Raw genomic sequence first — 15,268 nt, 5'->3', positions numbered from 1 at the left:
GGGATGACGTACGACGTGGCGGTGGTGGGGGCCGGTGCGATGGGGTCGGCGGCGGCTCGCGCACTGGCGGCGGCCGGGCGTGAGGTCGTCGTACTGGAGCAGTACACGCTCGGGCACGACCGCGGTGGATCGCACGGCGGCACGCGCCTGTTCCGGCCGTCCGCGGACGACGCGGAGGTGATGCGGCTGACCGAGCAGGCCCGGCCGCTGTGGCGTGAGCTGGAGGAGGACTCCGGCGAGACGCTCTTCGAGGTCACCGGCGGCATCGACCACGGCGCGGACGCCGCGAAGGTGGAGACCTTCCGATCGTTGCATGCGGCAACCGGTGAGGTGCTCGCCCCGCAAGCGGCGACGGAGCGCTGGCCGGGATTCCGGTTCGAGACACCGGTGCTCTACCAGCCGAACTCGGGACGCTTGTACGCCGATCGCAGCGTGAAGGCCCTGCAGTCCGTGGCAACGCGGCTGGGTGCCGAGTTCCGGGTGCAGTCACCGGTGCGGGCCGTGCGGGTGCACGACGAGCTGGTGGAGCTCGACGTACCGGGCGGTGCGGTGCGGGCGCGGCATGTCGTGGTGACGGCGGGGGCGTGGGCGCCCCGGTTGCTGACCGGACTGGTGCCGTTGCCGGAGTTCACGGTGACGCAGGAGCAGCCGCGGTTCTTCGCACCGCTGTCCGAGGACCTGGACTGGCCGAGCTTCGTGCACTGGGGTCCGGACGCCTACGGGTTGTTCGAACCCGGGTCCGGAGTGAAGGTCGGACTGCACGCCAGCGGGACCGTGGTCGACCCCGACACCCGCGACTTCGCGGTGGAGCCGGAGCGCGACGCCAGGCTGCTGCAGTACGTCGAGGAGTGGTTCCCCGGTCTGGACACCGGGAGGTCGACGGCCATCAGTTGCCTGTACGACAACACTCCGTCGGACAACTTCGTCATCGACCGGGCCGGGCCGGTCACCGTCGCGGTCGGCTTCTGCGGTCAGGGCTTCAAGTTCGTGCCCCTGGTCGGTGCTTTCGTCCGCGACCTGGTGCTCGGCCAGAGCAGTGTCCCGTCGCGGTTCCGGCTCGCGAGTCACGCGGGAGTCTAGCGTTGTTTACTGACGACCTGGCGTTGATCGACCACCACGTGCACGGAGTCGCCCGGGGTCCCTTCGACCGCGCGGGCTTCGAGCAACTGATCACCGAGTCCGACCGCTCGATGCCGGACTGGATGTCGACGTTCGACTCCCAACTGGGCCTGGCGATCCGCCGTCACTGCGCTCCCCTGCTCGGGCTGGAACCGCATGCGTCCGCCTATGACTACCTGGCTGCGCGGGCACACCAGGACGAGAGCGTCTTCCTCCGGGCGGCGGGTGTCAGCGACTACCTCGTCGACACCGGGTACCTGGGCGACATGGACGGACTGGCGACGCTGAGCGGGGCACGGACCCACGAGATCGTCCGGCTCGAGTCCGAGCTCGAGTACGTCGCATCCCACGAGTCAACGGCGTCCGCCGTACCGGATGCGTTGGTACGGCGACTGGAGGCCCGGACTGCTGATGCGGTGGGGCTGAAAAGCATCGTGGCCTATCGGCACGGGTTCGACTTCGATCCGACCGAGCCGAGCGCCGCGGACGTCCGGTCCGCACTCGACCGGTGGTACTCCGCCGGTCCCGACCGCGTGACCGACCCGGTACTGCTGCGCTGGCTGCTCTGGCTCGGAGCTCGACGCGGTCTGCCGTTGCAACTGCACGTGGGCTTCGGCGACACGGATCTGAACCTGCGGACCGCCGACCCACTCCTGCTGACCGACTGGCTGCGCCTGGTCGAGCCACTCGGCACACAGATCGTGCTGCTGCACTGCTACCCGTTCCACCGCGAGGCCGGGTACCTCGCGCACGCCTTCCCCCACGTGAGCTTCGACCTCGGACTCACCACCATGTACGTCGGAGCGCGCGCGGCGGCCGTGATCGCCGAGGGTCTGGAGCTGGCGCCGTTCGCGAAGCTGCTCTACTCGTCGGACGCCGCCGGTCCGGCCGAGCTGCACTACCTCGGTGCCTTGCTGTGGCGCCGAGCGCTCGACACCGTGCTCGGCGGGTTCGTCGAGCAGGGAGACTGGTCCGCCGACGATGCCCGCCGGGTGGCGACGTTGTGGGGTCGCGACAACGCCCGGCGACTGTACGGGATCGGATGACGGTGGAGAGCCGGCCCGGCCATCGCCGTCCGGGAAGATCCCGTCGGTGCTGCTGTTCGTCGGTGCCTCGGGCAACGAGATGCTGCACGGCCCGGCGTTCCTGCCCGGTGACGCGGATCTGGCCCGGGTCGCCGTGCTGCCGGTGAGCTACAGGTAGAGGCCGGTCTGGCCGTCCTCGAGGCGGCCGGCCGCGACCGCGTGCAGGTCGCGCTCGCGCAGCAGGATGTAGTCGTCGCCGCGGACCTCGACCTCGGCCCGGTCCTCCGGATCGAACAGGACCCGGTCGTCCACCTCGACGGTCCGGACGTTGGCGCCGATCGCGACCACCTTCGCCCAGGCGAGCCGGCGGCCCATCTGCGCGGTGGCCGGGATCAGGATGCCGGCCGACGACTTGCGCTCACCCTCCTGCTCGACCGAGACCAGCACCCGGTCGTGCAGCATCCGGATCGGCAGCTTGTCGTCGGACAGCCGCTTGCGTGGAGTCACCGGCGACCCACCAGCCGGCGGATCAGCAGCAGGACGCCGAGGACGCCGACCACGGCGCCGCCGACCGCGACGATCTTCTGGGTGCGCAACCGGCCGCTCTCGTCGAACACCTGGGCCTTGGCCTGCTCGACCTGGCGCAGCGCGACGTTCTTCGGGTTCGCCCGGTCGACCAGCTCGTCCACGGTCGAGGCCAAGCGCGCCCGGGTGGCGGCGATGTCCGCCTCGATCTGCTCGGGGGTCCGAGCCTTCGTGTCCGACACTTGCCGACGCTCCCTTCACCTGGCGGGCCTGCCCCGGGATGGCCGGGCCTGCCCCTGTCTGCCCCCATCCTCGCAGGTCATCCCCGCAAGTCCACGACCACCTTGATGTCATCCGGCTCCCGGACCAGGGCCGACGGCCAGTCCGACAGCGGCACCGTGCGCGTGATCAGCCGCTCCAGCCAGGACCGGTCGGCCGCGAGCAGGACGTCCACAGCGTCCGCGTAGTGGCGTTTGCCCGCGTTCACCGAGCCGACCAGTGCCACGTTGCGGACCACCAGCTGCCGGATCAGTGCGTCCAGCTGGACGTCGATCGACGCCGGTCCGGGTGCGATGCCGATCAGGGACATCACTCCGGCCGGCGGGAGCAGCATCGCGCAGTCGAACACCACCTGCCCGGCCCCGGTGGCCTCGATCACCACATCGGGTATGACGTCCAGGTCGTTCAGGTCGGTGAGGTACGTCCCGCCGAGCGCCCGCACCAGCTCCGGTTTCGGCCCGTCCACGGCCCGGTCGAGGACATGGACGTCGTACCCACGCTGGTTCGCCATCAATGCGGCGAGCAGGCCGATCGGTCCGGCGCCCGTGACCAGCACATGCTTCGGACCGAACCACGAACGCGCACCGACCTGGTCCACCTGCTCCCACGCCTTGGTGAGGATGCTGGTCGGCTCCACGAGTACGCCGAACTGCCCGAGCTCACTGGGGACGGGTACGGCGAAGTACGGGTCCACGCGCCACCGCTCGGCGCCGTACCCGTCCATCTCCTTGATGCCGCGCTCGGTGTACAGCCCGTTGCGGCAGAAGTCCCACTCACCGCGCGCACAGGCCGGACAGGGCTCCGGGTCGGGTCTGCGGACCACGCCGGCGACCAGGTCTCCGGGGCTGAAGCCGCAGCCCTCCGGAGCCTCCAGCACCCGGCCCAGCGACTCATGGCCGAGGACGAGGTGGTCGGAGCCGGGTCGGCCGCTTCCGAACGCACCGGAGACCAATTCGAGATCGGTCCCGCAGATGCCGGTGTACAGGCCCTCCACCAGAACCGATCCATCTGCTTCGGGCGGTTCCGGTACGTCTCCCACCCTGGCCGAGTCGGCTTTCCCCGGCGTGACAATCATGGCCCGCATGCGCTCAGGCTAACCGGGTCATGTCGACGGTCACCTCGATGGCGGTCGCCGCACCGCCGGAGTAGATGCCCTTCAGCGGGGACACGTCGGCGTAGTCGCGGCCGGTGGCGACCCATACGTGCCGGTGGCCGATCGGGATGGCGTTGGTCGGATCGAAGCCCCACCAGTCACCGGTCCACGCCTCCACCCAGGCATGACTCTCCCCCACGACCGTCTCACCGACGGCGGCGTTGGGCTTGGTGTGCAGGTAGCCGGACACGTACCGAGCGGGTACGCCGACCGCACGCAGCATCGCCAGAGTGAGGTGTGCGTAGTCCTGGCACACGCCCTCACCGGCCTGCCACGCGTCGATGGCGGACGAGTGCACGCCGGTGGTGCCGCGTTGGTACTTGAGTGTGTCGTGCACCCACTGGGAGATGGCCAGCACGGTGTCGTGCGGCGTACGGCCGGTACGCAGGGATCTGGCGACGGCGGCCAGGTCGCGGTGCTTCGGCACGTAGCCGGTCCATTCGAGGTACTCGGCGTACTTGTCGAGAGTCTCGTGGGCGCGGATGTCGGACCAGGTCGCGTCGACGGCCGGCGGCGGCTCCTCGGTCGTCTCGACGACGGAGGCCGCGACCACCTTCAGCTCGGTGTGCGGAGTGTGCAGGTCGAAGGAGTTGACCTCGGTGCCCCAGTAGTCCGTGTACTTGTACGCGCGCGTCGCGGGAACGGTCTCCAGTCGGGCGACCATGAGGTTCTGCCGAGCATCGCTGCGTGGAGTGAGCCGTGCTTCGTTGTACGACTGCGTAACGGCGGTCGCGTACCTGTAGCCGGTCGTGTGGACGACCCGGAGACGCCACTTCATAGGTTGACCTCCGCGTTGTTCCACTCGATCCAGGGCACCGCATGGAAGTACTGGCGCGACACCGCCTCACCCACGTCGCGGACTGTGGTCTGCAGCGCCTGCAGCCGGCCGGTGAGGTCGTCGAGCAGCTCGGCCGGCCGCAGGAACTCCAGATCGCTCCGGGCCTTGCCCAACAGCCGGGATGCCTCGGCTCCCGCACCGATCCGGGCAGACGGACCATGGTCGAGCGCCTCGAGGCAGGACTCCGCCTGCATGAGGGCGTGGAACGCCGACCGCGGGAACAGTCTGTCCAGGAGAAGGAACTGCACCACGCGCGACGCATCCAGCGCGCCCCGATAGGTCCGCAAGTACGTGTCGTGTGCACCGGCAGAACGCAGTACCGTCACCCAGCCCGGCGACGTCGGCTTGTCACCGACCCGTGACATCAGCAGCCGGACGATCATGTCCACCCGCTCCACCGACCGGCCGAGGACCAGGAACCGCCATCCGTCGTCCCGGCTCATGGTGGAGTCGGCCAGCCCGGCGAACATCGCGGCCCGGTCCTCCACGAACGTGAAGAACTCGTGCGGCCCCACCCGTCGGGCGGCCCGCTGCCGCTCGGGTACGGCGTTCCACATGGCGTTGATGCACTGCCACAGCTCGCTGGACACCACCTCACGAGCGACCCGGGTGTTCTCGCGGGCGCTGCCGATCGAGGACACGATCGAGCCGGACTCCGGCGACATCGCGACCAGCTCGGTCAGTCCCCACACGTCCAGCTGCGTGCCGTCTGGCGGCGTGATGCCCAGGACGGCCAGCAGTGTGCGGCTGGCCGTGTCCGCGTCGACGGTGGCGTCCTCGAGCAGTTGGTGGACCGAGACGTCGAGGATCCGCGCGGTGTCGTCCGCGCGTTCGACGTACCGGCCGATCCAGTACAGCGACTCGGCGTTGCGTGCGAGCATCGTCAGCACCTCCCCATCACTGTTGCTGCTGCTGTTGGGCGACGTTCAGCTCCGGACCGCGCTCCGGGGTGGACGCCTCGTCGGACTTCAGCCCGGTCGCTCCCAGCCCTGGCCCGCGCAGCTCCGCGTCCTCACCGGACGCCCTGGGCGCCAGCACCCAGGTGTCCTTCGACCCACCGCCCTGCGACGAGTTCACGACCAGACTGCCCTCGGGGATCGCCACTCTGGTCAGTCCACCGGGCAGTACGAAGACAGAGTCGCCGTCGTTCACCGCGAAGGGCCGCAGATCCACATGCCTCGGCTGCAGCCGCTCACCGACCTTGGTCGGCACAGTGGACAGCTGGACGACGGGCTGTGCGATCCAGCCGCGCGGATTGGCCTTGATCCGGCGGCGCTGGGCTTGCAGCTCCTTGGCCGAGGCATCCGGTCCGAAGACGATGCCGTAGCCGCCGGAGCCCTCCACAGGCTTCGTGACGAGCTCATCCAGCCGGTCCAGCACCTCCGCCTGCTCAGTGGGCAGCCAGCAGCGGTAGGTGTCCACGTTCGGCAGAAGTGGCGTTTCACCCAGGTAGTACTTCAGGATCTCCGGCAGATACGTATAGATCAGCTTGTCGTCGCCCACACCGTTCCCGATCGCGTTGGCGATCACCACGTTGCCGGCCCGCGCCGCGTTCACCAGGCCCGCGACACCGAGCACGGAGTCCGGTACGAAGTGCACCGGGTCCAGGAACTCGTCGTCGATCCGCCGGTAGATCACATCCACCCGCTGCTCGCCCTCGGTGGTGCGCAGGTAGATCGAGTTGTTGCGGGCGAGCAGGTCCCGCCCTTCCACCAGCTCCACACCCATCTGACGCGCCAGCAGCGAGTGCTCGAAGTACGCCGAGTTGTAGACGCCTGGCGTGAGTACGACGACGTTGGGATCGGTAGCACCCGGCGGAGCCGCCGCTCTGAGTGCTCTGAGCAGGTGTACGGCGTAGTCGCCGACCGCACGCACCCGGTGCTTGGCGAACAGGTCCGGGAACACCCGCGCCATCGTCCGGCGGTTCTCCATCACATAGGACACCCCGGACGGACTGCGCAGGTTGTCCTCCAGCACCCGGAAGTCGCCCTGCTCGTCGCGGACCACGTCGATGCCGGCCACATGGATGCGAACGCCGTTCGGCGGTGCGATCCCGGCCGCCTGCCGGTGGAAGTGCTCGCACGAGGTGATCAGCCGGCGCGGCAGTACGCCGTCCGCCACGATCTGCTGCTCGCCGTAGATGTCGGCGAGGAACGCCTCCAGCGCCCGGACCCGCTGCACGATGCCACGCTCGAGCCGGGACCACTCCGACGCCGTGATCACCCGCGGCACCAGATCCAGCGGGAACGGCCGCTCCTCCCCGGACAGGCTGAACGTGATGCCCTGGTCCACCAGCGCCCGGTCGAGCGCGTCGGCCCGGGTAGTGAGGTCCGCGGGCTGCAGCGGCAGGAGTGAGTCGTGCAGCCGCTTGTACGCCGTACGGACGCCGTCGACCGGGTCGAACATCTCGTCGTACGCGCCGGCGTGCGGGCGGCGCGGGTCCAGATACCCGTCGAACAGCTGGGGACCACCGGGGCGGGCGGATGCGCGGCTCATCTGCGCATCTTCACCCACGATCGACCGTCCCGCACCCCGAACGCCCGGCAGTTATTCCGCACGTAACATTGCCGGCAGTTGACTAGATCCCCGTGGAGGGCCTGATGTCCGAACGTCTGTCCGCCGGCGACACCGCACCCGAATTCACCCTGCCCGATGCCGACGGCAACGAAGTGGCGCTGACGGACCTGCGCGGGAAGAACGTGATCGTGTACTTCTACCCGGCCGCGATGACCCCGGGCTGCACCAAGCAGGCCTGCGACTTCCGCGACTCGCTGGACTCGCTGCAGGCCGCGGGGTACGCCGTCCTCGGCATCTCGCCGGACAAGCCGGCCAAGCTGGCCAAGTTCCGCGAGCGCGACGGCGTGACGTTCCCGCTGCTCAGCGACCCGGACAAGGAGGTCCTGACGGCGTACGGCGCCTTCGGCGAGAAGACCATGTACGGGAAGAAGGTCACCGGGGTGATCCGGTCCACCTTCGTCGTCGACCCCGACGGGAAGATCGCGGTGGCCCAGTACAACGTCAAGGCCACCGGCCACGTGGCCAAGCTCCGCCGCGACCTCGGCCTGTGAGCCGGGTGGTGAAAGACAACCTTGTCAGGACGTTCTCCGGAGGGAAACCTTCGACCGTTTCATGGTGATGGTCCATGGAACGGTCGTTTGAGGGACGTCTTTGATGTGATTTGGATCACACCCCGATCTCACCGGACCGGAGCCGAAGCACTACCGTCGGTGAGTTTTCCAGCGTTCCTGTGAAAGAGCGGTACTCCCCGGGCCACCGGCGTCCATCGAAGGGTGTGTCAAGAACGGTGGCGACCTTCGCCGTGACGTGGCGAAACCGGGTAATCTGCGCGCGCAGTCAGCCTCTGGGAGGGAGGGACCTGCCGCGATGGGAAAACATTCCTCTGCGGTCACGCGAAGTAACAACAACAACCGTCGTTCGGTGTACATCACCGCGATCGGGCTACTGGTGCTGTCTCTGGGCGCCGTGTTTGTGGTTCGCTCCTTCGGATCCGAGTCGGGAGCCGACGGCTTCCTCGGCGGCGCCAAGTCGTGCGACGACCCGACGCAGATCCAGTTGACCACGACGCCCGAGATGCAGTCCTCGCTGGAGGCGGCGGCCAAGTCGCTGTCGAGCAAGGGCGGCAAGGACGGCACTCCGTGTCTGCAGTTCACCATCACCGCGGCACCCTCGTCGAAGGTCGCCCAGGACGTCGCCAGCGGCGCCGACAGCCGGCCCGACCTCTGGGTCCCGGACTCGTCGCTGTGGGTCGCCCAGGCCGATGACGGCGACAGCGTCCCGACCATCGCCGTACCGTCCATCGCCACCTCACCGCTGGTGCTGGTCGGCCGGAACTCGAACTTCGCCGACACCTCGTCCTGGCTGCGCAGCCTCGGCCAGGTCAAGGCACCGGCCCTGCTGGACCCGCTGAGCACCTCCCCCGGTGCGCTGGCCCTGCTGGCGATCCAGTCGGAGCGGCAGAAGACGTCCGCCTCCGACAGTGCGGTCAGCCAGCTGATCGTGCCGCTGGCCCAGAGCCTCGGCTCGATGGCCAAGCCGTACACCGACGTCAACGTGGTCTTCGGTCGCGCCGCCCAGGCCGACAGCCAGACCGTCGTCCCGGCGTCGGAGCAGAGCTTCGTCCAGTACCAGGAGCAGCACCCGGAGGCGCAGCTCAAGGCGATCGTGCCGGCCACCGGCACGCTCTTCCTGGACTACCCGATCGTGGTCACCGCGAAGTCGGACACCGAGCAGGCCACCTCGGCCGCGAACGCGCTGGCCGGCGAGATGCTGTCCGACGCGTTCGGGCAGGCCCGCGACGACGCCGGCTTCCGGGACTCGTCGCAGAGCCCGCTCAGCGGCGGGCGCGGCGTCGGCGACGTGAGCCAGCTGACCAAGCCGACCAGCGAGGCGATCGACAAGACGCTGCTGAACTGGACCCGGCTGTCGCTGTCCACGCATTCGCTCGCGGTCATCGACATCTCCGGCTCGATGGCGGAGAAGGTCGGCGGCAAGACCCGGATGCAGCTGACCATCGAGGCGGCCGGCGGCGGTCTCTCGCTGTTCCCGAACAGCGCGTCGCTCGGCCTGTGGACGTTCTCGACCAAGATCGGCCCGGACGACGCCGACTACAAGGAACTGGTCCCGATCGGTCCGCTGTCGACCCGGCAGCGGGAGAAGATCCTCGGCCAGCTGAAGATCCAGCACCCGGTCCCGAACGGCGGCACCGGCCTGTACGACACCGCGATCGCGGCGGTCCGCGCGGTCCGGCAGCAGTACAGCTCCAGCGCGGTCAACTCGATCCTGCTGTTCACCGACGGCAAGAACGACGACCCGGGCAGCCCGACCCTGCAGCAGACCGTGAAGACCCTCCAGGGCCTGACCGACCCGGCCCGCCCGGTCCGGATCATCGCCCTCGGCATGGGACCGGACGCCAACCCGGACGAGCTCCGCACCCTGGCCAAGGCCACCGGCGGCCAGTCCTACGTCGCCCGCAACCCCGGCGACCTGCGCCAGGTCTTCATCGACGCCCTGCAAAGCCGCTGACCCCAGCTGCCTCCCCTTAGGATGTCTATCCGAAGGGGAGGCAGCTCCCCCAGCCAGAGTGGTGGAACGGCAGACACGCCGGCTTTAGGTGCCGGTGCCCCCGGGCGTGCGGGTTCAAATCCCGCCTCTGGCACCCAACCCGCCCGAACCGTCAGTCGAGGGTGTTCAGGTAGGCCTTGCCTCGGGGGCTTAGTTCGTAGCCGACTTCGAGGCTGTGGGTCAGGCCTAGGTTCTTGAGTTTGCGGACGTCCAGTTTGAAGGGGGCGGTTTCGCGGCCGACCGAGGCGGCCAGGTCGGCGGCGCGGGTGGCCGGCTGGGACTGGATCAGGCGGAGGGTGTCCGTGGTCCAGGGGCCGTGGTGGCTGAGGTCGTCGAAGCGGGCCAGGCGGGTGGTGAGGTCCGCGAGGTCGTCGGGGGTGAGGCTCGACTGGGCGGCGAGTTGCTCGCGCGGGTCGGGGCCTTCGACGAGATGGAAGCGGATCAGGAAGGTCGGCTGGGTCTCGTCGCCGCGGAGCCGGCGGCGGACGTCCTTGGCGTTGCGGCGGTCCGCGGCGGCGACCTCGGCGTCGGTGTCGGCGATCAGCTCCGGGTTGACCTGGCGGACGCTGTCGATCTCGATCCGGCCCGCGTTGGTGCGGTAGATCCGGCCCTCGACCACCCGTGCCTCGGCCCACCGCCGGTACGCCACGGTGATCTTTCCGTTCGCGACCCCGTCGCGATCCGATCCGGCGAACAACATGGCCTTACCCTCCCAGCGCCTTCGCGACGATCGGGGCGAGCGCACGCAACGCCTTGCCCCGGTGGCTGATCGCGTCCTTCTCCTCGACCGACAGCTCCGCCGTGGTCCGGTCGTACCCGTCGGCCTGGAACAGGACGTCGTACCCGAACCCGCCCGTCCCGCGCAGCTCACGGATGACCGAGCCGCGCATCTCGCCGAGGACCAGCTCGTCCGGTCCGTCGGGCCGGACGAACGCGACCGCGGCGATGAACGACGCGCCGCGCCGCTCGTCCGGTATGTCCTCGAGCTGCCCGAGCAGCAGCACGTTGTTCGCGTGGTTGTCCTTCAACGGCCCGGACCAGCGCGCCGACAGTACGCCGGGCATCCCGTTCAACGCGTCGACGCAGATCCCACTGTCGTCCGCGATCGACGGCAGCCCGGTCGCCGCCAGCGCCGCGTGCGCCTTCAGCAGCGCGTTGCCCTCGAACGTCGGCTCGGTCTCGGCCGGTTCGTCGTACGGCGCGACGTCGCCCAGCCCGAGCACCTCGATCCCCGGCACGATCGGGGTCAGGATCCGGCGCAGTTCCTCGAGCTTCTTCTTGTTGTTCGAGGCGAGCAGGACCTTGGTCACGACAGCGCCTCCTGCTGGAACTTCGCCAGCTCCGCGCACCCCGCCGCACCGAGCTCCAGCAGGCTGTCCAGCTCGGCGCGGTCGAACGGCGCACCCTCGGCCGTGCCCTGCACCTCGATGAACTTGCCGTCGCCGGTGATGACCAGGTTCATGTCCGTCTCGGCCCGCACGTCCTCCTCGTAGCAGAGGTCGAGCATCGGCGCGCCGTCGATGATGCCGACCGACACCGCGGACACCGAACCGGTCAGCGGCTCGCTCTTCAGCAGCTTGCGGTCGCGCAGGAACGACACCGCGTCCGCGAGCGCGACGTACGCGCCGGTGATCGCCGCGGTCCGCGTGCCGCCGTCGGCCTGCAGTACGTCGCAGTCGAGCAGGATCGTGTTCTCACCAAGGGCCTTGTAGTCGATGACGGCCCGCAGCGAGCGACCGATCAGCCGGGAGATCTCGTGCGTGCGTCCGCCGATCCTGCCCTTCACCGACTCGCGGTCCGAGCGGGTGTTGGTTGCCCGCGGCAGCATCGCGTACTCGGCGCTGACCCAGCCGAGGCCGGAGCCCTTCCGCCACCGCGGTACGCCCTCGGTCACGCTGGCCGCGCACAGCACCCGGGTCCGCCCGAACTCCACCAGCACCGACCCTTCGGCGTGGTCGAGCCACTTCCGGGTCAGGGTGACGGGGCGCAGCTGATCCGGAGTACGTCCATCGATACGTGCCATGGACCAGACCCTATGCCTCCAGGCGCTGGACCTCCGAACTGGTGGACGGCGGAAGCGCCAGCGGGCCGGGCGACGGACGGAACTGGGTGACGGCCATGCGGGCCGCCCACGGGACCAGGTCGCTGGCGCGCCGGCCGAGCCAGGGGACGCCTTCCCGCACCAGCCAGACCGCATCCGCCCATTTGCTCGGCGGACGGTACGCGCAGTCGAGCTCCGGCCGTACGTCGATCTGCAGCCCGCGCCGGGCGAGTTCGTCGGCGAACGCCCGGGCCAGCGTGCGGTGACCGCGTTCACCCGGGTGCAGCCGGTCGATGCTCCAGAAGTCCCGGCGGTACACCTCGGGGTAGTCGGCCATGTCCAGCCGGATCCCGCCGTACCTGGTGTGCAGGTCGTCGTACGCGAGGTTGACCTGCTCGATCCGTTGCCACAGCGGCCGGCGCAGCCACACCGGCAGGCCGAACACCTGGCCGTGGTCGTGGAAGCGGACGGTGAGCAGAAGCGCGCCGCGGGCGGTCAGTTGCTCGGCGCACTGGTGCAGGCTGTCCCGGATCCGGCCCGCGTCGAAGGTGGATCGCAGGGTGTCGTTGACCCCGACGATGAGGGAGGCGATGTCGATCGGGCCGGTGGACACCGCGTCCGGCAGTTGGTCGGCCGCCACGGCGGAGACGGTCGCGCCACTGGTCGCGTAGTTGGAGAACGTCACACGGTGGGAGCTGGCCAGGGAGTCGGCGAGCAGCGAGGCCCAGCCCCGCCACCCTTCGCCCGGGCGCGCGCCGGCACCGGAGAGGTCGGTCGTGCTGCTGCCGTTCATCGGGTCCCCGACCCCTACGGTGGTCGAGTCCCCTAGTGCCACGTAGTGGAGGCTCACATTCCGCCATGGTGACGGCACGGAGCGAGGTCCCGGTGAGACCGAGGTTGCCGCCATGTCAACACCAACCGAGCATTGGGGACCAGGCCACTGGGCAAGATCACCATTGAGTGACGGAAATGCTCGGAGTTAGGGTGTTGCAAACAACTATGTGCAGGAGTTGCTAGCTGATGAGTGATCTTCGGTTTGGTCTGGTGGGACTCGGCTCCCGAAGCCGGATCGCGCAGTACGCCCACAAGCCCGGCGAGGGATCCGCTGTCGTCGCGGTGGCCGACCCGGCCCCCGGCCAGCGGGACCTGGCCCTCGAGCGGTACCCGGAGGCAACGGCGTACGCCGACCACACCGAGCTGCTCGACCAGAAGCTCGACGGAGTCTTCCTGACCACGCCGGACGACCTGCACGAGGGGCCGGCGATCGACTTCCTCGAGGCCGGTGTCTCGGTGTTCGTGGAGAAGCCGCTGGCGATCACCACCGAGGGCTGTGACCGGGTCCTGCGGGCGGCGTACGACTCCGGCGCCCGGCTGTACGTCGGCCACAACATGCGGCACATGCCCGTGGTCCTGACGATGCGGCAGCTGATCCAGGACGGCGCGATCGGTGACGTGAAGGCGATCTGGTGCCGGCACTTCGTCGGCCACGGCGGCGACTTCTACTTCAAGGACTGGCACGCCGACCGCAGCCGTACCACCGGACTGCTGCTGCAGAAGGGTGCCCACGACATCGACGTGATGCACTGGCTGGCCGGCGGCTACACGACCCGCGTGAACGCCATGGGCGCCCTCACCCTGTACGGCGGGATCGAGGACCGGCTCGACCGGTCGGACCAGCGGTTCGGCGACTTCGTCAGCGACAGCAACTGGCCGCCGCTGGAGCAGAAGGGCCTGTCGCCGGTGATGGACGTCGAGGACCTGTCGATGGCGAATCTCCTGCTGGACAACGGGGTCTTCCTCACCTACGAGCAGTGCCACTACACGCCGGACTACTGGCGCAACTACACGGTCATCGGTACGCACGGCCGCCTGGAGAACTTCGGTGACACCGCCGGCGGCGTGGTGAAGGTCTGGAACAGCCGCCGGTCCGGGTACCGCGAGGACGCCGACCAGGTCGTCGAGATCTCCGGCGAGACCGACCACCACGGCGGCGCCGACCCGCACCTGGTGGCCGAGTTCATCCGGTTCGTCCGCGACGGCGGGGCGACCCTCACCTCCCCGGTCGCGGCCCGCGCCGCGGTCGCCGCCGGGTACGCCGCGACCATGTCGCTCCGCTCGAACGGCACCCCGATGGACATCCCGGCCCTCGATCCGGAGCTGGTCACCTATTTCGACAACGGCCAGTCGCGATGAAAGTGCTACCCTCTTCGTCGTGACCTGGTACGCCGCTATGCGAATGCTGAGCCCTCGATGCGGAGGACTCTAGCGGCGTAGGCGCATGTGCTTGCAGCGAGAGGCCCCCGATGTCGGGGGCCTCTCTCTTTTTGTCCTCAGCTGCAACCACCAGGAGCTCGCATGTACCCGATCACCTATGTCACCGACTGTTCGGACGGTAACGCCCGGGCCAGACTCAGCACCCGGATCGGCGCCCTGTTCGGGCAGTCGCCGACCATCGTCGCGGCCGACGGGCCGGATCCGGAGTCGTTCGCCGCACTCACCCTGCTGGACTGTCTACAATCCACGACCAGTCTGGGCGAGGCCGGCCACCCGACCATCACGCTGCTCAACATCGCACCCCGCGACGGCGTCTGGCCGAACGGCGTACCGTTCTGCTTCTTCACCTACGGCCGGCACCTGGTCGCCGGCACCTTCAACGCCCGCGCGCTCTCCCTGGTACGGCGTGAGCTCGCTGTCGACCGTGTGCACGTCACCGACATCCGCGAGGTCGTCGAGGCCGCTGGCGCGTGGGCCGACTTCAGTACGGCGGAGATCGACAAGATCGTCGACACCCAGTTCCGCAGCCTGTGGTACCTGCCGTTGCTGGCCAAATGGGTCGCCGACGGGCACGCGGTCCCGTCGACGGCGACCGACGTACCCGAGGTTCTCGACGACGAGCCGACGGTGAGCGTGGTCGACAACTTCGGCAACTGCAAACTCGACCGCCGGCCGGAGGACGTCGGCTTCCTCCTCGGCGACTCGCTGACGGTTGCCCGCCGCAACTCCGACGGCACCACGGAGGACGTCGATGTCACCTGTTATCCCCACCTGACCGCCGTACCGAGTGGTGCCGCGGGTCTCATCGTCGGCAGCTCCGGCACAGGTTTCGTCGAGCTGGTTGTGCGCGGTGGTTCGGCTGCCGACAGGTTCGGGCTCCGGGCCGGCGACAGCCTGCTGCGGCGTACCGCGGTGGAGTACGCCGCTTGACC

16 protein-coding genes and 1 tRNA gene are annotated in these 15,268 nt (G+C 69.2%); 7 read left to right on the top strand and 10 right to left on the bottom strand.

The annotated features are described in order from the left end of the window. The first annotated feature begins 3 nt into the window (after nt 1-3). Both ACZ6O0_RS35125 and ACZ6O0_RS35120 read left to right on the top strand, forming a co-directional pair. The gene (locus tag ACZ6O0_RS35125) at nt 4-1,080 is read left to right on the top strand and encodes an FAD-dependent oxidoreductase (protein WP_465769350.1); all 1,077 of its coding nucleotides are present in this window, start codon (nt 4-6) and stop codon (nt 1,078-1,080) included. A 2-nt stretch (nt 1,081-1,082) separates the two neighbouring features. Further along, on the top strand, nt 1,083-2,165 hold the full coding sequence (locus tag ACZ6O0_RS35120; protein ID WP_465769349.1) for an amidohydrolase family protein: 1,083 nt from the start codon (nt 1,083-1,085) through the stop codon (nt 2,163-2,165). A 147-nt stretch (nt 2,166-2,312) separates the two neighbouring features. Here the strand turns inward: ACZ6O0_RS35120 and ACZ6O0_RS35115 are convergent, their stop codons facing one another. The 6 genes from ACZ6O0_RS35115 to ACZ6O0_RS35090 form a co-directional block, all read right to left on the bottom strand. Then, the gene (locus ACZ6O0_RS35115; RefSeq protein WP_465769348.1) at nt 2,313-2,651 is read right to left on the bottom strand and encodes a GroES family chaperonin; all 339 of its coding nucleotides are present in this window, start codon (nt 2,649-2,651) and stop codon (nt 2,313-2,315) included. Next, on the bottom strand, nt 2,648-2,911 hold the full coding sequence (locus ACZ6O0_RS35110; RefSeq protein ID WP_465769347.1) for a DUF3618 domain-containing protein: 264 nt from the start codon (nt 2,909-2,911) through the stop codon (nt 2,648-2,650). Before ACZ6O0_RS35110 ends, ACZ6O0_RS35115 begins: the two co-directional genes overlap by 4 nt. Nucleotides 2,912-2,988: 77 nt before the next feature. Then, nucleotides 2,989-4,032: a glucose 1-dehydrogenase gene (locus tag ACZ6O0_RS35105; RefSeq protein ID WP_465769346.1), complete on the bottom strand. Its 1,044-nt coding sequence runs from the start codon at nt 4,030-4,032 to the stop codon at nt 2,989-2,991. A gap of 4 nt (nt 4,033-4,036) precedes the next feature. Continuing rightward, nucleotides 4,037-4,879, bottom strand: a complete 843-nt coding sequence (locus ACZ6O0_RS35100) for a transglutaminase family protein (RefSeq protein ID WP_465769345.1) — start codon at nt 4,877-4,879, stop codon at nt 4,037-4,039. After that, complete coding sequence (locus ACZ6O0_RS35095) at nt 4,876-5,820, bottom strand: alpha-E domain-containing protein (protein ID WP_465769344.1); 945 nt, start codon at nt 5,818-5,820, stop codon at nt 4,876-4,878. The genes ACZ6O0_RS35100 and ACZ6O0_RS35095 overlap by 4 nt, the downstream gene beginning before the upstream one ends. A 16-nt stretch (nt 5,821-5,836) precedes the next feature. Then, the gene (locus tag ACZ6O0_RS35090; RefSeq protein WP_465769343.1) at nt 5,837-7,435 is read right to left on the bottom strand and encodes a circularly permuted type 2 ATP-grasp protein; all 1,599 of its coding nucleotides are present in this window, start codon (nt 7,433-7,435) and stop codon (nt 5,837-5,839) included. Between the two features lie 104 nt (nt 7,436-7,539). Here ACZ6O0_RS35090 and bcp point away from each other — a divergent pair, with 104 nt between their 5' ends. From bcp to ACZ6O0_RS35075, 3 genes are all read left to right on the top strand, one after another. After that, nucleotides 7,540-8,007: a thioredoxin-dependent thiol peroxidase gene (gene bcp, locus ACZ6O0_RS35085; protein WP_465769342.1), complete on the top strand. Its 468-nt coding sequence runs from the start codon at nt 7,540-7,542 to the stop codon at nt 8,005-8,007. Nucleotides 8,008-8,377: 370 nt separating this feature from the next. Continuing rightward, nucleotides 8,378-9,982: a substrate-binding domain-containing protein gene (locus ACZ6O0_RS35080; RefSeq protein WP_465769341.1), complete on the top strand. Its 1,605-nt coding sequence runs from the start codon at nt 8,378-8,380 to the stop codon at nt 9,980-9,982. A 52-nt stretch (nt 9,983-10,034) separates the two neighbouring features. Then, nucleotides 10,035-10,115, top strand: a tRNA-Leu gene (locus ACZ6O0_RS35075). Between the two features lie 18 nt (nt 10,116-10,133). Here ACZ6O0_RS35075 and ACZ6O0_RS35070 read toward each other — a convergent pair. From ACZ6O0_RS35070 to ACZ6O0_RS35055, 4 genes are read right to left on the bottom strand one after another with little or no spacing between them, the layout of a single operon-like run. Further along, nucleotides 10,134-10,721, bottom strand: coding sequence for a hypothetical protein (locus ACZ6O0_RS35070; RefSeq protein WP_465769340.1), 588 nt, complete (start codon nt 10,719-10,721; stop codon nt 10,134-10,136). 4 nt (nt 10,722-10,725) lie between these two features. After that, nucleotides 10,726-11,331 (bottom strand): RdgB/HAM1 family non-canonical purine NTP pyrophosphatase, encoded by a 606-nt coding sequence (rdgB, locus tag ACZ6O0_RS35065; RefSeq protein WP_465769339.1) that lies wholly within the window; start codon nt 11,329-11,331, stop codon nt 10,726-10,728. Next, nucleotides 11,328-12,044 carry a ribonuclease PH gene (rph, locus tag ACZ6O0_RS35060; protein ID WP_465769338.1) on the bottom strand — a complete coding sequence of 239 codons (717 nt, stop codon included), beginning with the start codon at nt 12,042-12,044 and terminating at the stop codon, nt 11,328-11,330. The genes rdgB and rph overlap by 4 nt, the downstream gene beginning before the upstream one ends. A gap of 10 nt (nt 12,045-12,054) precedes the next feature. Continuing rightward, nucleotides 12,055-12,969, bottom strand: coding sequence for an SGNH/GDSL hydrolase family protein (locus ACZ6O0_RS35055; RefSeq protein WP_465769337.1), 915 nt, complete (start codon nt 12,967-12,969; stop codon nt 12,055-12,057). Nucleotides 12,970-13,082: 113 nt separating this feature from the next. Between ACZ6O0_RS35055 and ACZ6O0_RS35050 the strand changes: the two genes are divergently transcribed. Then, nucleotides 13,083-14,255 carry a Gfo/Idh/MocA family protein gene (locus ACZ6O0_RS35050; RefSeq protein WP_465769336.1) on the top strand — a complete coding sequence of 391 codons (1,173 nt, stop codon included), beginning with the start codon at nt 13,083-13,085 and terminating at the stop codon, nt 14,253-14,255. A gap of 162 nt (nt 14,256-14,417) precedes the next feature. Next, nucleotides 14,418-15,266: an SAM hydroxide adenosyltransferase gene (locus ACZ6O0_RS35045; protein ID WP_465769335.1), complete on the top strand. Its 849-nt coding sequence runs from the start codon at nt 14,418-14,420 to the stop codon at nt 15,264-15,266. Nucleotides 15,267-15,268: the final 2 nt, after the last annotated feature.

The organism is Kribbella sp. NPDC048837 (assembly GCF_055586945.1).
The sequence above is the reverse complement of the archived record's forward strand: the minus strand, read 5'-3'. Positions and strand labels throughout refer to the sequence as shown.